21 protein-coding genes and 1 riboswitch are annotated in these 17,508 nt (G+C 76.1%); of the genes, 9 read left to right on the top strand and 12 right to left on the bottom strand.

From position 1 onward, the window contains the following. Positions 1 to 46 precede the first annotated feature (46 nt). Positions 47 to 535 (bottom strand): hypothetical protein, encoded by a 489-nt coding sequence (locus ACJTNH_RS16320; protein ID WP_458177496.1) that lies wholly within the window; start codon positions 533 to 535, stop codon positions 47 to 49. Between the two features lie 232 nt (positions 536 to 767). Here ACJTNH_RS16320 and ACJTNH_RS16315 point away from each other — a divergent pair, with 232 nt between their 5' ends. After that, entirely contained in the window at positions 768 to 1,166 is a 399-nt protein-coding gene (locus tag ACJTNH_RS16315; RefSeq protein ID WP_458177494.1) for a hypothetical protein, read from the top strand. Here the strand turns inward: ACJTNH_RS16315 and ACJTNH_RS16310 are convergent. Beyond that, positions 1,129 to 1,896: a cobalt-precorrin-6A reductase gene (locus ACJTNH_RS16310; RefSeq protein ID WP_458177492.1), complete on the bottom strand. Its 768-nt coding sequence runs from the start codon at positions 1,894 to 1,896 to the stop codon at positions 1,129 to 1,131. The genes ACJTNH_RS16315 and ACJTNH_RS16310 overlap by 38 nt on opposite strands. Positions 1,897 to 1,997: 101 nt before the next feature. Here ACJTNH_RS16310 and ACJTNH_RS16305 point away from each other — a divergent pair, with 101 nt between their 5' ends. Further along, the gene (locus ACJTNH_RS16305) at positions 1,998 to 3,080 is read left to right on the top strand and encodes a cobalt-precorrin-5B (C(1))-methyltransferase (protein ID WP_458177490.1); all 1,083 of its coding nucleotides are present in this window, start codon (positions 1,998 to 2,000) and stop codon (positions 3,078 to 3,080) included. Between the two features lie 65 nt (positions 3,081 to 3,145). Here ACJTNH_RS16305 and cobM read toward each other — a convergent pair whose 3' ends face one another. The 3 genes from cobM to def form a co-directional block, all read right to left on the bottom strand. Then, positions 3,146 to 3,886 (bottom strand): precorrin-4 C(11)-methyltransferase, encoded by a 741-nt coding sequence (gene cobM / locus ACJTNH_RS16300; protein WP_458177488.1) that lies wholly within the window; start codon positions 3,884 to 3,886, stop codon positions 3,146 to 3,148. A gap of 64 nt (positions 3,887 to 3,950) precedes the next feature. After that, positions 3,951 to 5,162 carry a precorrin-6y C5,15-methyltransferase (decarboxylating) subunit CbiE gene (gene cbiE / locus ACJTNH_RS16295; RefSeq protein WP_458177485.1) on the bottom strand — a complete coding sequence of 404 codons (1,212 nt, stop codon included), beginning with the start codon at positions 5,160 to 5,162 and terminating at the stop codon, positions 3,951 to 3,953. 79 nt (positions 5,163 to 5,241) lie between these two features. Further along, positions 5,242 to 5,799, bottom strand: coding sequence for a peptide deformylase (def, locus tag ACJTNH_RS16290; protein WP_458177483.1), 558 nt, complete (start codon positions 5,797 to 5,799; stop codon positions 5,242 to 5,244). Between the two features lie 127 nt (positions 5,800 to 5,926). Between def and ACJTNH_RS16285 the strand changes: the two genes are divergently transcribed. The 4 genes from ACJTNH_RS16285 (at position 5,927) to ACJTNH_RS16270 (ending at position 10,069) form a co-directional block, all read left to right on the top strand. Next, positions 5,927 to 6,874 (top strand): cobalamin biosynthesis protein, encoded by a 948-nt coding sequence (locus ACJTNH_RS16285; protein WP_458177481.1) that lies wholly within the window; start codon positions 5,927 to 5,929, stop codon positions 6,872 to 6,874. 244 nt (positions 6,875 to 7,118) lie between these two features. Continuing rightward, positions 7,119 to 7,769, top strand: a complete 651-nt coding sequence (locus tag ACJTNH_RS16280; RefSeq protein WP_458177479.1) for a PAS and ANTAR domain-containing protein — start codon at positions 7,119 to 7,121, stop codon at positions 7,767 to 7,769. Between the two features lie 99 nt (positions 7,770 to 7,868). Continuing rightward, positions 7,869 to 8,534, top strand: coding sequence for a lysophospholipid acyltransferase family protein (locus ACJTNH_RS16275; protein WP_458177477.1), 666 nt, complete (start codon positions 7,869 to 7,871; stop codon positions 8,532 to 8,534). Further along, positions 8,531 to 10,069, top strand: coding sequence for a cobyric acid synthase (locus tag ACJTNH_RS16270; protein ID WP_458177475.1), 1,539 nt, complete (start codon positions 8,531 to 8,533; stop codon positions 10,067 to 10,069). Before ACJTNH_RS16275 ends, ACJTNH_RS16270 begins: the two co-directional genes overlap by 4 nt. Here ACJTNH_RS16270 and ACJTNH_RS16265 read toward each other — a convergent pair. Further along, entirely contained in the window at positions 10,056 to 10,445 is a 390-nt protein-coding gene (locus ACJTNH_RS16265) for an acyl-CoA thioesterase (protein WP_458177473.1), read from the bottom strand. The genes ACJTNH_RS16270 and ACJTNH_RS16265 overlap by 14 nt on opposite strands. Positions 10,446 to 10,483: 38 nt before the next feature. Between ACJTNH_RS16265 and ACJTNH_RS16260 the strand changes: the two genes are divergently transcribed. After that, positions 10,484 to 11,110 carry an MSMEG_1061 family FMN-dependent PPOX-type flavoprotein gene (locus tag ACJTNH_RS16260; protein ID WP_458177471.1) on the top strand — a complete coding sequence of 209 codons (627 nt, stop codon included), beginning with the start codon at positions 10,484 to 10,486 and terminating at the stop codon, positions 11,108 to 11,110. A 126-nt stretch (positions 11,111 to 11,236) separates the two neighbouring features. Here ACJTNH_RS16260 and ACJTNH_RS16255 read toward each other — a convergent pair whose 3' ends face one another. Then, positions 11,237 to 11,440 carry a hypothetical protein gene (locus tag ACJTNH_RS16255; protein WP_458177469.1) on the bottom strand — a complete coding sequence of 68 codons (204 nt, stop codon included), beginning with the start codon at positions 11,438 to 11,440 and terminating at the stop codon, positions 11,237 to 11,239. Positions 11,441 to 11,769: 329 nt separating this feature from the next. On the opposite strand from ACJTNH_RS16255, the gene ACJTNH_RS16250 reads away from it, so the two are divergent. Then, a complete protein-coding gene (locus ACJTNH_RS16250; protein ID WP_458177467.1) occupies positions 11,770 to 12,291 on the top strand; it encodes a type II toxin-antitoxin system PemK/MazF family toxin in 522 nt (173 codons plus the stop codon). 9 nt (positions 12,292 to 12,300) lie between these two features. Here the strand turns inward: ACJTNH_RS16250 and ACJTNH_RS16245 are convergent, their stop codons facing one another. From ACJTNH_RS16245 to ACJTNH_RS16225, 5 genes are all read right to left on the bottom strand, one after another. Beyond that, positions 12,301 to 12,594, bottom strand: a complete 294-nt coding sequence (locus tag ACJTNH_RS16245) for a hypothetical protein (RefSeq protein WP_458177465.1) — start codon at positions 12,592 to 12,594, stop codon at positions 12,301 to 12,303. 34 nt (positions 12,595 to 12,628) lie between these two features. After that, positions 12,629 to 13,681 (bottom strand): AbrB family transcriptional regulator, encoded by a 1,053-nt coding sequence (locus ACJTNH_RS16240; protein WP_458177463.1) that lies wholly within the window; start codon positions 13,679 to 13,681, stop codon positions 12,629 to 12,631. A gap of 256 nt (positions 13,682 to 13,937) precedes the next feature. Beyond that, entirely contained in the window at positions 13,938 to 14,231 is a 294-nt protein-coding gene (locus tag ACJTNH_RS16235; protein ID WP_458177461.1) for a transcriptional regulator, read from the bottom strand. Further along, positions 14,228 to 14,710: a hypothetical protein gene (locus ACJTNH_RS16230; RefSeq protein WP_458177459.1), complete on the bottom strand. Its 483-nt coding sequence runs from the start codon at positions 14,708 to 14,710 to the stop codon at positions 14,228 to 14,230. Before ACJTNH_RS16230 ends, ACJTNH_RS16235 begins: the two co-directional genes overlap by 4 nt. Continuing rightward, entirely contained in the window at positions 14,707 to 15,153 is a 447-nt protein-coding gene (locus ACJTNH_RS16225) for a hypothetical protein (protein ID WP_458177457.1), read from the bottom strand. The genes ACJTNH_RS16230 and ACJTNH_RS16225 overlap by 4 nt, the downstream gene beginning before the upstream one ends. Positions 15,154 to 15,217: 64 nt before the next feature. Beyond that, positions 15,218 to 15,349, top strand: a riboswitch (cobalamin riboswitch). A gap of 40 nt (positions 15,350 to 15,389) precedes the next feature. Here ACJTNH_RS16225 and ACJTNH_RS16220 point away from each other — a divergent pair. Then, on the top strand, positions 15,390 to 17,489 hold the full coding sequence (locus ACJTNH_RS16220) for a putative cobaltochelatase (protein ID WP_458177455.1): 2,100 nt from the start codon (positions 15,390 to 15,392) through the stop codon (positions 17,487 to 17,489). Positions 17,490 to 17,508 lie beyond the last annotated feature (19 nt).

Raw genomic sequence — 17,508 nt, 5'->3', positions numbered from 1 at the left:
TTACTAGTTGTTGTCCAGACTCCCGCCGGGCGCGCCGAGGCGGCTCTCAGTCGCGGACCGGCCAGGCCACCACCGGGCCGAGGAGAGCACCCTCGTGCGCCAGGCCGTCGGGAGCCCGGGTGTCATCGGCCTGCTCGTGACTGCCGGCCGCATGGGCCACGGCGGCCAGCAGCAGGGTGAGCTCGGCCCGGTCGACCCCCGCCGTCAGGTCGGCGAGGTCGACCGGCTGCCCGTCGGCGAGGCTGGCCGCGGCCCGCAGCAGGCGCAGCTCACCACCCGTTCCGGCGATCGCCCCGGTGCGCAGCGCGTGGTCCAGCTCGCCCCACAGCACCGCCGCCCACGGACCACCGTCGGCGGCGTCCTCGTCCAGGGCGATGTCGATCAGCCCGGCGACCTGCAGCCGGGACAGCCACGACCCGGAGTTGGCCAGCAGCAGCACGGCCGCCTCGGCCGCGTAGTCGCCGACCGCAGCGCGCAGCAGGGCGCTCTCCACGTCGACCAGGTCCAGGTCGGCTGCCCGTGCTCCACCGATCACCGCCGGCCACCTCCTCGCGTCGTCCCCCACTGTGCACCCGGGGTCCGACAGAACCGAGCCGCGCTCCTCTGTACCGGACCACGGCGACCCGGATCGACGCCCAGGTGCCGGGGGTCGAGTCGACCAGCGTGCCGTCGAGGTCGAGGAGCAGCAGCCGGCCGGCCTCTACCGGTCAGCCACCGGACCTGCTTGTATGAACCTTCAAGTACTTCTCCTCCGGAGGGACCTCGCGATGACCCGCACCCAGCCCGTGCCCACCGCCACTCGCGAGGCGGGACCGATCCGCGCCGTCCGGGCCGCGGCGGTGGCGTCCGTGGTCGTGCTGCTCTGGCAGTTCGCCACCGCGGGGCAGGTGATGAGCGAGGCCGACGCGATGGACGCCCACGGCGCCGGCGCGATCGCCCTGCACGTGGTCGGCGCCCTGCTCGTGGTCGCGACGCTGCTGCACGCCCGCGCCGGCGGGGCCCGGTGGCCGGTGGTCGTGGCCGCTGCCGTGTTCGTGGCCGGCTTCGTGCAGGCCGCGGTCGGCGACGCCGGCGCCATGGCCGCCCACGTGCCCGGGTCGCTCGTCCTCGCCGTCGGCACGGTGTGGATCACCGCCTGGGCGTTCCAGCGGCACCCGGCGGCCTGAGCCGCTCGTCCAGCCAGGCCAGTGCCTCCTCGACGGTCGCCACGGTCGCCACCCCCGCCGGCAGCGGAGGCCGGCGCACCAGCACCACCGGCAGGCCCAGCTCGCGGGCGGCGGTCAGCTTGGCCTCGGTCAGGTGCCCGCCGGAGTCCTTGGTGACGACGACGTCCACCTCGTGCTCGCGCATCAGCGCCAGCTCGTCGGCGACGCTGAACGGGCCGCGGTCCAGCAGCAGGGTCGCCCCGGCCGGCAGCGGCTCGTCCGGCGGGTCGACCGAGCGCACCAGCACCCGGCCGGGCAGTGCGGCGAACGCGCCGACCCCCTGCCGGCCGGTGGTGAGGAAGACGCTGCGGTACCCCGCCACCGCCTCGGCGGCCGCGGCCAACGAGTCGACATGTCGCCATGTGTCCCCCGGCTGCGGCGTCCAGCCCGGCCGCTGCAGCCGCAGCAGCGGGACGCCGTGCCCGGCCGCGGCGGTCGCCGCCGATGCGGTGATCTGCGCGGCGAACGGGTGGGTGGCGTCGACCACGGCGCGCGGCCGGTGCTCGGCCAGCCAGGCGGCCAGCCCGTCCACGCCGCCGAAGCCGCCGATCCGCACCTCCCCCACGGGCAGCACCGGGTCGGTGACCCGCCCGGCGAGCGAGGACAGCACGCCGACGTCCCGCTCGACCAGCGCGGCGGCCAGCCGGCGGGCCTCCCCGGTCCCGCCGAGCACCAGCACCTGACCGGTCACGCCGCCCCCGCACCGAGGAACGGCCGGCTGCGGTGACCACTCGGCCGGACACCGCATCGAGGCGCATCTCGGCGAGTGGCACGACCAGGGAGGATGGTGCCGTGAGCAGGGACGGCAGCGCGGGGCTGCGGCACGGCTGGACGACGGGCGCCTGCGCGACCGCGGCCACCACCGCCGCCTACACCGCGCTGCTCACCGGCGAGTTCCCCGACCCGGTGTCGATCGACCTGCCGGGCGACAAGCACCCGGCCTTCGCCCTGGCCACGGAGCACCTGACCGACGGCGAGGCTCGCGCGAGCATCGTCAAGGACGCCGGCGACGACCCCGACGTCACCCACGGCGCGCTGGTGAGCGCCCGGGTCACCCACGGCGCGCCGGGCAGCGGTGTGGTGTTCCGGGCCGGCGAGGGCGTGGGCACGGTGACCAAGCCCGGCCTGCCGCTGGCGGTGGGCGAGCCGGCGATCAACCCGATGCCCCGGCAGTTCATCCGCGAGCACGTGGCGGCGGTGGCGCGGGAGCACGGCGGCACCGGCGACGTCGTCGTCGAGGTGTCGGTGGAGAACGGCGCCGAGCTGGCGCGGAAGACCTGGAACCCGCGGCTGGGCATCCTCGGCGGGCTGTCGATCCTGGGGACGACGGGGGTCGTCGTCCCGTACTCGTGCTCGTCCTGGATCGACTCGATCCGCCGCGGCATCGACGTGGCCCGCGCCGCCGGGCGGGAGCACGTGGCCGGGTGCACCGGGTCGACCAGCGAGCGGGTGGCGCAGGAGCTGCACGGCCTGCCCGAGGACGCGCTGCTGGACATGGGCGACTTCGCCGGCGCGGTGCTCAAGTACCTGCGCCGCCACCCCGTGCCGCGGCTGACCGTGGCCGGCGGCATCGGCAAGCTGGCCAAGCTGGCCGAGGGCCACCTCGACCTGCACTCGGCCCGGTCGCAGGTCTCCTTCGCCGCGCTGGCCGGCCTGGTCGCCGAGGCCGGCGCCGGCGCTGAGCTGGTCGACGGCGTCCGGACGGCGAACACCGCGCTCGACGCGCTGCACCAGTGCCAGGCCGCCGGGCTGCCCCTGGGTGACCTGGTCGCCGCCGGCGCCCGCCGGACGGCGGAGGGCGTGCTCCGCGAGGCGCCGGTCGAGGTCGACGTCGTGGTGATCGACCGCGCCGGCACCATCGTCGGCCGCGCCTGACGGCCCCATCGCAGGGGCCCACCGCGAGCCTGCGAGCGGTGGGGGGCGATGGGGTCCTTCGACCTTCACCGCGGGCGGGTGGTGGAGTAGAGGTGGCTGTCCAGGAACTGCTCGGCGGCCAGCACCCGGCCCACGACCACCACCGCCGTGCGCCGTACCCCGGCCTCGGCCACCTGCTGGGCGATGTCGGCGAGCGTGCCGCGCAGCACCAGCTCGTCGTCCCGGCTGGCCTTGGCGACCACCGCCACCGGGCAGTCCGCGCCGTAGTGCGCGGCGAGCTCCGGGGCGAGGACGTCCATCCGCTGCACGGCCAGGTGCAGCACCAGGGTCGCGCCGGTCGCCGCGTAGGCGGCGAGGGTCTCCCCCGGTGGCATCGGCGTCGACCGTGCCGAGGTCCGGGTCAGGACGACGGTCTGCGCCACCCCCGGCACGGTGAGCTCGCGCTTCAGCGAGGCGGCCGCCGCGGCGAACGCCGGCACGCCGGGCACGACGTCGTAGGGCACCCCGGCCGCGTCCAGCCGGCGCATCTGCTCGGCCATCGCGCTGTACACCGACGGGTCGCCGGAGTGCAGCCGGGCGACGTCCAGGCCCGCCTCGTGCGCGGCCACCAGCTCGGCGGTGATCTGGTCGAGGTCCAGGTCGGCGGTGTCGACCAGCCGGGCCCCGGCGGGTGCGGTGTCCAGCAGCTCGCGCGGCACCAGCGCGCCGGCGTACAGGCAGACCGGCGACGATGCGATCAGCCGCGCCGCCCGCACGGTGACCAGGTCGGCGGCCCCCGGGCCGGCCCCGATGAAGTGCACGGTCACCGCGCACTCCCAGTGCTCGATCGCGCGGAAGCGCGGGTGCTCGAACGCGCGAGAGCGCAGGCGGTCATCGGGTGACGCTCCAGACGGTGACGGGCATGGCGGGCTTCCAGCCGGTGAAGCCGCCGACGGGCTGGGCGTGCGCGACCGACAGCCGGGTCAGCGAGCCGCCGCAACGGCCGTGCCACTCGGCGAGCACCGCCTCGCTCTCCAGCGTCACCGCGTTCACCACCAGCCGGCCGCCGGGCGGGAGCGCCGCCCAGACGGTGTCCAGCAGCAGCGGGGTGGTCGCGCCGCCCCCGACGAAGACGGCGTCCGGGGTCGGCAGGTCGACGAGTGCGTCGGGCGCCGAGCCGGTCACGACCTGCAGGCCGGGGACGCCGAGCCGGTCGGCGTTCCGCACGATCCGCGCCGCGCGCTCCGGATCGACCTCCACGGCGACCGCCCGGCAGGCCGGGTGCACCCGCATCCACTCGATGCCGATGGAGCCGGCCCCGGCGCCGACGTCCCAGAGCAGCTGGCCGGGCAACGGAACCAGCCGGGCCAGCGTCACCGCCCGGACGTCGCGCTTGGTCAGCTGGCCGTCGGAGTCGTAGACGTCGTCCGGCAGGCCCGGCACGGTCGGCAGCGGCACGGCGCCCGGGTCGGCGACGACCTCGACGGCGATGAGCACCAGGGGGTCGGTCTCCGGGTGCGGCCAGCCGGCGGCGGTGCCGGTGAACCGCCGCTCCGCGTCGCCGCCGAGCTGGGCCAGGGCGGTCAGCCGGCTGGCGCCGTAGCCGGACCCGGCGAGCAGCGCGGCGAGGTCGGCGGGGGTGCGGGTGTCCGAGCCGAGCACCAGCAACCGCCGGCCGGGGGTGGCGTGCGGCAGGACCAGCGAGACCGGCCGGCCGACCACGGTGACGACGGTGGTCTCCTCCACCGCCCAGCCCAGCCGCGCGCAGGCCAGCGTGACCGACGAGGGGTGCGGCAGGACCTGGACGGCGTCCGCCCCGAACAACCGCACCAGCGAGGTGCCGACGCCGGAGAGCATCGGGTCCCCGCTGGCCAGCACCACGACCCGCCGGCCGGGGTGGTCGGTGGGCAGCGCGGCGAGCGCCGGGGTCATCGGCGAGGGCCACGGCACCCGCTCGGCGGTGACCTCGCCGGGCACCAGCGCCAGCTGCCGGGCGCTGCCGCGCAGCACCTCGGCGGCCGCGATCGCCCGCCGGGCCACCGGGGACAGCCCGTCCCACCCGTCGGCACCGACGCCGACGACGGTCACGACTGCCCCGCTCACGCCCAGCTGCCCAGGGCGTGCGGACCGGCCCCGGTCCGCTCCTCGGTCGCTGGCGCTCCCTGCGATGCTCCCTCGGCCCTCACGCGGGCAGGTCGCCCTCGGGGCCGGCCGCCTCGGCGAGCAACCGATCGCGCACGTCCGCCGGCAGCCGGTCGACGTAGACGGTGCCGTCGAGGTGGTCGACCTCGTGCTGGAGGCAGCGGGCGGCCATGCCGGTCGCCTCGATCGCGGTCGGCTCGCCCTGCAGGTCGACCCCGTCGACCCGGGCGCGGAAGGCCCGCTCCAGCTCGGCGTAGGGGCCGGGGACGGACAGGCAGCCCTCCTCGGTCAGCTCGACCGCCGGCTCGTCCCCCACCGGCTCGAGGAGGGTGAGCACCGGGTTGATCACGTAACCGACGACGTCCTCGCCGGCGGCGTCCGGGCAGTCGATGACGAAGACCCGCGCGTCGACACCGATCTGGTTGGCGGCCAGCCCGACCCCGTCGGCGGCGGTCATGCTGGCGAACATGTCCAGCACGAGGTGCCGCAGGGGCCGGTCGAACTCGGTGACCGGGGCGCACGCGCGGTGCAGCACGGGGTTGCTGCCGTAGGTGACGATCGGCCGGGCGACGCCGTCGTAACGGCCGGGCAGGCGCATGACCGTCGATCCTAGGGACACCCGCCGGCCGCGCCTCCCTACAGTGGCCGTCGATGTCCTCCGCCGCCGCTAGAGCCCTGCCCTTCACCGGGGGCAGGGCTCTAGCTCACCGCAGGAGGGGCGCCCGGTGAGCCGCGCGACCGCCGCCGGGCTGGCCCTCGGCGCCGCCGCCGACCTGCTGTTCGCCGACCCCCGCCGCGGCCACCCGGTCGCCGGTTTCGGGCAGGCCGCCGCCGCGCTGGAGCGACGCGTCTGGCGCGACTCCCGCGCCGCGGGGGTCGCCTACGCGGGGCTCTGCGTCGGAGCAGCGGTCGCGGCCGGGACGGCGGCGTCCCGGCTGACCGCGCCGCACCCGGCGGCCCGTACCGCGGCGACCGCGCTGGCCACCTGGGCGGTGCTCGGCGGCACCTCGCTGGGTCGCGCGGCGGACACCATGGGCCAGCACCTCGCCGGCGGTGACCTGCCCGCCGCCCGCGCGCACCTGTCCAGCCTGGCCGGCCGCGACCCGAGCGGGCTGGGTGAACCGGAGCTGGTGCGGGCCACCGTCGAGTCGGTCGCGGAGAACACCTCCGACGCCGCGGTGGCGCCGTTGTTCTGGGGAGCGGTCGCCGGGCTGCCCGGGCTGCTGGGCTACCGCGCGGTGAACACCCTGGACGCGATGGTCGGGTACCGGTCGGCCCGGTACGCCCGCTTCGGCTGGGCGTCCGCACGGTTCGACGACGTCGTCAACTGGGTGCCCGCCCGGCTCACCGCCGCGCTCACCGTCGCGGCGGCCCCGCTGGCCGGGGGCTCGGCGGGAGCGGCCTGGCGGGTGTGGCGCCGGGACGGTGCGGCGCACCCCAGCCCGAACGCCGGTCGCTGCGAGGCAGCGCTGGCCGGTGCGCTGGGGCTGCGGCTCGGCGGGCGCAACGTCTACGGCACGCGCGTGGAGGAGCGGCCCACCCTCGGCGACGGCCGTCCGCCGGTGCGGGACGACGTCGGCCGGGCGGTGCGGCTGTCCCGGGCGGTGTGGACGACGGCCGCCGTCCTGGCCGCGCTGAGCCAGCTGCCCCGCCGCCGACGAGCCACACCGTGACCAGGCGCTGACATCGCGTCACCGCAGGTCGGAGCCGCGGGGCGACACCCCGGCGACCGTGCACGGCGCGGAGCCGGGCGGTAGCTTGGCCGCTGTAGGAGCGGTCGAGTCCCCTGGGCCCGATCGGGGCGTCGGTCGAATACACGGCACGCCGCCCCCCACCGACGACAGCACGGTGCGCCAGCAGAGAAACCGGTCGATCGCGATGTCCGTCACCTCAGCCACTTCCCGCCACCTCACGCACGTGGCCGCCAGCTCCGGCCGTTCCGCCACGAACGGCGCCGCCGGCCGCTTCCGCGGCGACCTGACCACCGAGCAGTGGTGGTGGTCCCCGGAGCTGCACGCCCTCCTGGAGTCCACGCCCGGTTCGCTCAGGCCATCGGTCACGGCGCTGCTCTCCGCCGTCCACCCCGACGACCGGCCCGCTGTCCAGGAGGCCCTGCTCACCGCGAGCGAGACCGGGTCACCGTTCGCCCGGGAGCACCGGGTGCTGCGGGGCGACGGCTCCAGCCACCCGGTCCTGCTGGTCTGCGAGCCCGAGGTCGACCACCACGGCTCGGTCACCGCCCTCACGGGGCTGGTGCTCGACCTGACCGACAGTCGGCCAGCCGCCGGTGAGCAGCTCCGCCACCTGGAGACCGAGGTGGAGCAGCTGCGCAGCGCCATGGCCAGCAGGGCCTCGATCGAGCAGGCCAAGGGCGTCCTCATGCTGCTCATGGGCTGCAGCGACCAGGTCGCCTTCGACCTGCTGGCGCACATCTCCAGCCACACCCACCGCAAGGTGCGCGAGGTCGCGGTCGCCATCGTCGAGTCGGCCAGCGGCTCCACCCCGCTGCCGGACGACGTGCGCGAGATCCTGCACGACGCCTGCCCGCCGGCCCGCAGCACGGTCTGACGCACCCGCCCTCCCCGGTCCCGCGCGCACAGGAGAGGATGCCGGGATCGCCCGGCGCCCGTGCGCGGCCGGGCCGGACGAGGGAGGGGGACGGCGGCGGTGTTCTACCTGCTCGTGCGGTTCGTGCTGCGGCCACTGGTCTTCGTGGTCTTCCGGCCCACGGTCGTCGGCCGGGAGAACGTGCCGCTCACCGGCCCGGTGATCCTGGCCAGCAACCACCTGTCGTTCATCGACAGCATCGGCATCCCCCTGGTGGCCCCACGCAAGGTCGCCTACCTGGCGAAGGCGGAGTACTGGCGGGGCACCGGCTTCAGCGGCTGGGTGTCCCGGACGCTGTTCACCGCCCTGGGCGCACTGCCGGTCGAGCGGGAGGCCTCCCGGGCGGCCCAGGCCGCACTGGACACCGCGATGGAGGTGCTGCGGGCCGGTGGCGCGTTCGGCATCTACCCGGAGGGCACCCGCTCCCGTGACGGCCGGCTGGCCCGCGGCAAGACCGGTGTCGCCTGGCTGGCGCTGACCGCCGACTGCCCCGTCGTCCCCGTCGCCGTGCGCGGCACCGACAAGGTGCAGCCGGTCGGCGCGCGGTGGCCCCGGCCGCAGCGGGTCTCGGTGACCTTCGGGGAGCCGCTGACCTTCCCGGAGCACCGCGGCATGGCCGGCAAGGGCAAGGCACGGCGGGAGGTCACCGACCAGGTGATGGAGGCGATCGCCGCGCTCTCCGGCCAGGAGAAGGCCGGCTGGGGCGACGCCCCGACCGCCGCGTGACCGTCGGCCGGGACGGCTGGTCGCGGAGCGACCGCACGGGTGGCGCGCTCCTGGTCGCCGGCACCACCTCCGACGCCGGCAAGTCGGTGGTCACCGCCGGCATCTGCCGCTGGCTGGTGCGCCAGGGCGTGTCGGTGGCGCCGTTCAAGGCGCAGAACATGAGCAACAACTCGATGGTCACCGTGGACGGCGCGGAGATCGGCCGAGCGCAGGTGATGCAGGCCGCGGCCGCCCGGGTGGAGCCCGAGGCCGCGATGAACCCGGTGCTGCTCAAGCCCGGCGGGGAGAACGCCAGCCAGGTGGTCGTCCTCGGCAGGCCCGTCGCCGACGTGACGGCGCTGTCCTACCGGCCGATGAAGGCGGCGCTGCTGGAGCAGGCGCTGGCCTGCCTGGCCGACCTGCGGTCCCGGTTCGACGTGGTGGTCTGCGAGGGGGCCGGCTCCCCCACCGAGATCAACCTGCGGGCCGACGACATCGCCAACATGGGGCTGGCCACCGCCGCGCGGCTGCCGGTCGTGGTGGTCGGCGACATCGACCGCGGCGGGGTCTTCGCCGCGCTCTACGGCACGGTCGCGCTGATGCCGCCGGCCGACCAGGCGCTGGTGGCCGGGTTCCTGGTCAACAAGTTCCGCGGCGACGCCCGGCTGCTCGCCCCGGGGCTCGATCAGCTGACCGCGCTCACCGGCCGCCCGACGCTGGGCGTGCTGCCCTGGCGCACCGGCCTGGAGCTCGACGTCGAGGACTCTCTGGGCGTCGACGCCGTGCGTGCCCCGGCCGGGCCGCCGCACGGTGCGGACGTGCTCCGGGTGTCGGTCGCCCGACTGCCCCGGCTGTCCAACTTCACCGACCTCGACGCGCTGGCCAGCGAGCCGGGGGTGCTGCTGCGGTACGCCAGCCGGCCCGAGGAGCTGGCCGACGCCGACCTGGTGGTGCTGCCCGGCACCCGCTCGACCGTGGCCGACCTGCGGTGGCTGCGGGAGACCGGGCTGGCCGACGCCGTCTCCCGCCGGGCCGCCGAGGGGCGTCCGGTGCTCGGCATCTGCGGCGGCCACCAGATGCTGGCCCGCACGATCACCGACGACGTGGAGTCCCGGGCCGGCGTCGTCCCGGGGCTGGGCCTGCTGCCCACCGACGTCACGTTCGCCCGGGAGAAGACCCTCGGCCGGCCGGCCGGGACGGCGCTCGGCCAGCCGGTGCGCGGCTACGAGATCCACCACGGCATCGCGGTCGTCGACGACGGCGCCGAGCCGTTCCTGGACGGCGCCCGCGCCGGCGCGGTCTTCGGGACGACGTGGCACGGCGCGCTGGAGTCCGACGGCTTCCGCCGGGCGTTCCTCACCGAGGTCGCCCAGATCGCCGGCCGCCGATTCACCGTCGCACCCGGCACCGACTTCGCCGCGGTCCGGGAGGCCCGGCTGGACGTGCTCGGGGACCTGATCGCCGAGCACGCCGACACCGACGCGCTCTGGCGGCTGGTGGAGTCCGGCCCGCCGGCCGGGCTGCCGGTGCTGGCGAGCGGGTTCAGCCCGCGCTGACCCGCGCCCGGACGTCGTCCGGCCAGGGTGTGGGGCGGCCGTCGGCGGTGGCCACGTAGGTGGTGCGCACGGTGCAGCAGACCCGTTCGCCCACCCGCACGGTGAACAGCACGGTGAGGCTGGTGCGGCCCAACCGGTCCAGCTCGGCGTCGACGGCCACGGTGTCGCCGTACCGGGCCGAGGACACCCAGTCCAGTGCGCTGGCCTTGACGTAGTACTCGATCCCCCAGGCGTCCAGCGCGCCGTACGGCAGGCCGACCCCCGCCCACCAGGCGTTCAGCGCCTCATCGGCCCAGGTCAGGTAGTGGGCGTTGAACGCGACGCCCTGCTGGTCGCACTCGGCGAAACGGACGGGAGCACTCCAGACCTCGGGCACGAGGGGGCAGGCTACCCAGCGGCAGCTACCGTCGAACGGTGACCGTCGCCGACGCCGCCGCCCCTGACGCTGCCGACCGAGCGGTGCTGGCCGGCTACCGCGCCCCCAGCCAGCTGGTGCTGGACAAGGAGATCGACCGGATCGACCGGCACTGCGCGGCGTTCATCGGGCTCTCCCCCTTCGCCACGCTCTCCACGGCCACCGCCGAGGGGTGGCCGGAGGTCAGCCCGCGCGGCGGTGACCCGGGCTTCGTGCACGTGCTCGACGAGCACCGCCTGGCGCTGCCCGACCGCACCGGCAACAACCGGGTCGACAGCCTGCGCAACCTCACCGAGAACCCGCGGGCGGCGCTGCTGTTCTTCGTGCCGGGCGCCGAGGAGACGCTCAAGGTGTTCGGGACGACGTCGCTGGTCGGCCCCGACGACCTGGGCGTCGACCTGACCGAGTTCGGCCGGGCGCCGCGCTCGGTGCTGGTCGTGCAGGTGCAGCGCGCCTACTTCCAGTGCGGCAAGGCGGTCATGCGCTCCGGCCTCTGGGACCCGGCCACACACGTCGACCGCTCGACCATGACGCCGTTCGGCGAGGTGCTGCGGGAGCACTGCCGGCTGGACACCCCGCTGCCCGACGACGCGACGATCCGCGCGGAGCTCGCCCAGGAGCTCTAGGCCCCCTTGCCCCCGCGCTGAGCTTGCGAAGCGTGGGGGCAAGGGGGCCCTTCATCCCGATCCCCTCCCCACTCGCGGCCCCCTCTCAGGGGCCCGCCGCGTGCGGAGCGCGGCGAGGGGGGGCCTTCACCAGCTGGAGCGGCGTTCCCGTTCGGCCTTGCGGTCGGCCACCGCGCGCTGGGCGAGCAGCCGCCGGCGCTCGTTGCGGCGACGGCGCTCCGGCGTCCGGTAGCGGGCGTCCTCCACCAGCTGCCAGGCCGCCAGGGCACTCGCCCGCACGACCGGCGAGACCAGGACCTCGGCCGGGTTGACCGGCTGCACTGTGGTCATCTCGACCCTCTCCCCCGTGGCGGACCGGTGGGCGGGCCGCCGGTACGAGTGTGGCCCCGCGACGGCCGTCCCAACCGTCGTTGTGACCGGTTCGTCCCCTGTCGCGCACCATCCGTCACCAGGATCACACGCGTGTCGTTCTGCTGGTAGGAGACCCGCGGGGTCTCGTGACGGCATCCGGCGTGTCCCGCGTGGGCACGCCGGGAGGGTCATCGCCTAGCGTGCCGGGGGTGGCGGGCAGCAGCTGGCGCAGGGCACTGGGTCGACTGGCGGACGTCGTCCGCCCGAGCGGCACGCGGAGGCAGGGCCGGGGTGCGCAGCCCCCGCCGGTGACCTCGTGGGTGGGCGCGCCCGCCGACCTCGCGCCGTGGACCGACGCGGCGCACGACGCCGTCGTGCCGGAACGCGCGCCGCTCCCCCCGGCCGCACCGCCGCGCCGCGGCTCGGGCCAGGCCACCGAGTACGCCGGCCCGGTCGAGCTCGACTACGCCCCGCGGGACGACCCGCACCCCGACCCCGGCGAGGTCGTCTGGGCCTGGGTGCCCTTCGAGGAGGGCGACGGCCGCGGCAAGGACCGCCCCGTGCTGGTCATCGGCCGGGACGGCGACGGGCTGCTCGCGCTGATGCTCAGCAGCAAGGACCACGACCTCGACGCCGCCGACGAGGCCCGGCACGGCCGGCACTGGGTGGACGTGGGCACCGGCGGCTGGGACCGCCAGGGCCGGCCCAGCGAGGTGCGGGTCGACCGGGTGCTGCGGATCGACCCGGCCGACGTCCGGCGGGAGGGCGCGGCCCTGGACCGGCGCCAGTTCGACGCGGTCGCCGAGGGGGTCCGCCGCTTCCGCCGGTGACCCGGCGCCTCAGGCCGGCTGGTCGTCGTCCCGCTGGGTGCGCGGACGCAGGTGGTAGACCCCGGCCGAGCCGGTCAGCGACTGCAGGTCGTACCGGTGCACCACCTTGGGCCCGCCGTGCAGGTGCACGTGGGTGATCGTCGGCAGCGGCTCACCGTGCCGGGCCTCGCGGATCTCCACCCGGCCGTCCAGCGGGCCACCCACGAACAGCAGGACGGCGTCGTCCTCGGCCGGTGGGACCACGGCGTCGGTCGTGGTCATGGCTTCCTCGGGCAGCGGTCCTCCCTGGCTCGGCTGGCGCACCCGGACCAGGGTAGGCGCGCGATCGGCCCGTCCGTCACCCCGCGCGCGGCCGCAGCAGCCGGGCCAGCAGTGGCGCGGAGAAGAGCATCACGAACAGCCGCAGCACCTGGACGGCGAGCACGAACGTGGCGTCGGCGCCGCTGCCGGTCGCGGTCGCCAGCACCGCGTAGAGGCCGCCGGGGGTGGTCGCCAGGTAGCCGTCCAGCAGCGTCACCCCGGCGGTGCGGGAGAGCAGCACGCCCAGCCCGGCGCAGGCGACGACCGCGCCGACGATCAGCACCAGGGCCAGCGGGAGCGCCCGGCCGACCAGCGCCAGGCTCGACCGGGTGAAGCCGAGCCCCACCTGCAGCCCGATGGCCAGGAACCCGGCCGCCTCCACCGGGCCGGGCACCGACGCCCCGTGCGCCAGACCGCTCACGTCCAGCACCGCGGCCACCGCCAGCGGCCCGAGCAGCGCGCCGACCGGCAGCCGGCTGAGCCGACCCAGGAGCAACCCGAGGACGACGCAGACCGCGGTGAACAGCAGCCCGGCGGGCCAGCCGGGGCTGTCGACGGCCGGCGCCGACCCGCTCTCGCCGGAGGCGCCGTAGAGCGTGGTGGCCACGATCGGCATCGCCACCACGATGAGCAGCACCCGCAGGTACTGCAGGACGGCGACCACCTGCTCGTCCGCGCCCAGGTCGCGCGCCATCGCGGCGATGCCGGAGGCGCCGCCGGCGATCATCGCGAAGGCGCCGGTGACCGGGCTGATCCCGCGCTGCAGCCGCATCAGCTGGCCGGCGACCAGGCTGACGCCGAGCGTGGCGACGGTGATGCCCAGCACCGGCAGCCAGTGCTCGGCGACGGTGCGCAGGGTGTCGGTCTGCACCAGCGCGCCGATCGAGACGCCGATGACCGCCTGCGCCGCGGTGCCGGCCCGCCCGGGCAGCGCGAGCGGGGTGCGGCCCAGCAGTGCCCGGCCCAGCCCGGCGACCAGGCCGCCGAACAGCGCGGCCGACGGGACGCCGAGCAGCTCGAAGGCCGCGGTGACCCCGACCCCGACGGCCAGGACGGCGGCCCAGTCGAGCACCCGCCGCCGGTCCGCCACGCCCGCACTCTGCCCGACCCGGTCCGACCCGCCCGACCGTGCCCCCCGCTCCGCCCACCTCCCGAGCGGCGCACTTCCGCGCGCGAACCCACACGCGCTCTCGCGCGGCTGAGCACGCGCACTTTCGCGCGAACAAGCACGCGCACTTTCGCGCGGACAAGCACGCGCGCTTTCGCGCGGACGAGCACGCGCGCTTTCGCGCGCGAGAGCACGCGTCCCCCGTGCGCTCCCGCGCTGGAGTTCGTGGGGCTGGGGGTCAGAGGCCGGCGATGCGGCGGAGCTCGGCGACGTGCGCGTCGAAGGCGGCGCGACCGGCCTTGGTCAGCGCCAGGCTGGTGCGCTGCCGGGAGGCGATGGTGGCCTTGCGCACCTGCACGTAACCCGCCTCCTCCAGCTGCTTGACGTGCTTGGACAGCACCGAGTCGCTCACCTGTACCGCGTCCCGGACGGCGGCGAACTCCATCGTGTCGACGACCGCCAGCAGCCCGCAGATCTGCAGCCGCGGCGGGGCGTGGACGACCGCGTCGAACCGCGGCTCGACGGCGGTCACAGCTCCCCGCGCAGCTCGGCGATGTAGATGTGGGTCCACCACCGGCTGATCAGCGCGATGCTCAGCCCCATCAGCGCGCCGACGACCACCAGGGGCCACCGGACGTCGAACCCGAGGGCGAGCACGAGCGCCGGTCCGACCGTGAGCGCGTACAGGACGAACCAGACCCTGATCGCCTTCTGCGTCGCCCCGGGCCGCAGCCCGTTGACCCAGAAGCCGGTGAGCCGCTGGTAGGTGGCCATCAGCCAGCGCAGTCCGAGGGAGAACACGACGACGGCGCCGATGGTCAGGAAGGGGTCGTCAGCGGCCAGCGCGGCGAGCAGGCCGAAGACCAGCAGCCCGAGCAGCGCGTCGTACCACCAGGGCTGCATCGCCCGGTCGGCCATCGCGGCCCGGTCCGACTGCAACCCGGCCAGGTGTGCGGCCGCCTGGTCGCGGTCGGCCACCGGCCCGTCCACGTCGAGCGGACCGCCGGTCACTGCCGGCCCCGCAGCTCAGCGGCGTAGGCGCGGCTCCAGCGGCGGCCCATCAGTGCCACCGCGACCCCGAGCACTGCGCCCGCGGGCACCATCACCCAGTGGTGGCCGTGGCCGTCGGCGAGCACGAACGCCGGTACGAGGACGACCAGGACGATCCCGGTCCAGACGGCCATCGAACGCGCGTCGATGTTCACCCAGACGCCGGTGATCCGCTTGTACGCCGACACCATGGCCGCCAGCGCCCCACCGAACACGACCAGCGCCGGCAAGGTCACCCAGAGGGAATCGAGGGCGTAGGAGGACAGGAAGCCGAACAGCAGCAGCCCGAGCGTCACGTCGTACCACCAGGGCGGCACGACCCGGTCGGCCAGCGCGGCGCGGTCGGCCTGCAGCGCGGCCAGCTGGGCGGTGGCGTCGTCCCGGCCGATCCCCATGCTTTCCATGTCGGAAAGAGTGGCGCATCACTTTCCGATCCGTCAAGAGACACGCCCCTGGTCCCACCCCGGGAGCCCGTGGTCGAATGACGGTCCAACTGCGACGGCAGTGGAGGAAGCCCGGTGCGACTCCGGCGCGGTCCCGCCACTGTGACCCGGTCCCGGCCGGGGAGTCAGGAACTCCCGCCGTCGCTTCCCGCCACCTCCGGGCGTGGACACCCGGGGAGAGGACCTGTGGTCTCTTCATGACCTACCCCTTCGGCGCCGTCGTCGGCATGGACGACATGCGGCTGGCCCTGCTGCTCAACGCCGTCTCCCCCGCCGTCGGCGGCGTGCTGGTGCGCGGCGAGAAGGGCACGGCGAAGTCGACGACGGTGCGCGCCCTGGCCGCCGTCCTGCCCCCGGTCGACGTCGTCACCGGCTGCCGCTTCGCCTGCGACCCCGCCGCCCCCGACCCCGAGTGCCCGGACGGCCCGCACCCCGCCGACTCGCCCGCGGTCACGCGTCCGGCGAAGCTGGTCGAGCTGCCGGTCGGCGCCTCGGAGGACCGCCTGGTCGGCTCGCTGGACCTGGAGCGCGCGCTCACCGAGGGCGTGAAGAGCTTCGAGCCCGGGCTGCTGGCCGGGGCGCACCGCGGCGTGCTCTACGTCGACGAGGTCAACCTGCTGCACGACCACCTGGTCGACCTGCTGCTGGACGCCGCCGCCCTGGGTCGCGCCTACGTCGAGCGCGAGGGCGTCTCCGTGCGGCACGCCGCCCGGTTCCTGCTGGTCGGCACCATGAACCCCGAGGAGGGCGAGCTCCGCCCCCAGCTGCTCGACCGGTTCGGCCTCACCGTCGAGGTGGCCGCCCCCCGGGACGCCGACCTGCGCGCCGAGGTGGTCCGCCGCCGCTTCGGCTACGACGCCGACCCGGCCGGATTCGCCGCCGCCTGGGCCGCCTCCGAGCGCGAGCTGGCCGACCAGATCGCCACCGCTCGCGCCCTGCTGCCCCGGGTGGTGCTGAGCGACGCCGCACTGCGCCAGGTCACCAGCGTCTGCGCCGCCTTCGACGTCGACGGGCTGCGCGCCGACCTGGTCACCGCCCGCGCTGCGATCGCGCACGCCGCCTGGTGCGGCCGCACCGACGTCACCGAGGACGACGTCCGGGTCGCCGCCCGGCTCGCCCTCCCCCACCGCCGCCGGCGCAATCCCTTCGACGCCCCCGGCCTGGACGAGGACACCCTGGAGCAGGCCCTCGAGGACTCCCGCCCCGACTCCCCGCCCGACGACGACCTCACCCCACCCGAGGGCACCGACCCCACCGACGACGGCCCGACGGACGACGGCCCAGACGGCAACGGCCCAGACGGCAACGGCCCGCCCGGCAGTGACCCGACGGACGGCCACGGCACCCCCGGGGGCCAAAGTCGCGACTTCGGCCCCTCGGACGACGGCGCCGGCCCGGACGGCGGTGAGCAGGGGCCGACGACGGCGCCGCGGGGTGAGGGTGGCGGGCACACCGAGGCCGCGCCCGCGCCGGAGAAGGCGGCCGTCGCGCCCGATGCGCCGTTCCGGGTGCAGCGGCTGGAGGTGCCCGGCATCGGCGCGGGCACGGCCGGCCGGAGGTCGCGGGCCCGCAGCGAGCGCGGCCGGGTGGTGGGCTCGACGCGGCCGGAGGGCACCGTCACGAAGCTGCACCTGGTCGACACCGTGCTCGCCGCAGCACCCCACCAGCGGGCCCGCGGGCGCAGCGGCACCGGCCTGCGGGTCGAGCGCGCCGACCTGCGCCAGGCCACGCTCGAGGGTCGCGAGGGCAACCTCGTCCTGTTCGTCGTCGACGCCAGCGGCTCGATGGGCGCCCGGTCCCGGATGGCCGCGGTGAAGGGCGCCGTCCTCTCGCTGCTGATGGACGCCTACCAGCGCCGGGACAAGGTCGGGCTGATCACCTTCCGCGGCGGTGACGCCGAGCTGACCCTGCCGCCCACGTGGTCGGTGGAGGCCGCGGCCGCCCGGCTGACCAGCCTGCCCACCGGCGGCCGGACGCCGCTGGCCGCCGGGCTGCTGCGGGCGCACGAGACGCTCCGGCTGGAGCGGGTGCGCGACCCGCGGCGCCGTCCGCTGCTCGTCGTCGTCACCGACGGCCGGGCGACCGGCCCCCGCGGTGGCGACCACCTCGCCGATGCCCGCCGGGCCGCCGGGCTGCTGGCCACGGCCGGGACGGCGGGCATCGTCGTCGACTGCGAGTCCGGGCCGGTGCGGCTGGGCCTGGCTGCCTCGCTGGGCACGGCCCTGGGCGCTCGGACGATGCGGCTCGAGGAGCTGGGCGCGGAGTCGCTGGCCCGCACGGTGCGAGAGGCCGCCTGATGCCGCAGGGACAGGTCGC

Source organism: Modestobacter lacusdianchii, assembly GCF_054177765.1.
This window is presented reverse-complemented; position numbering and strand designations above follow the sequence as displayed.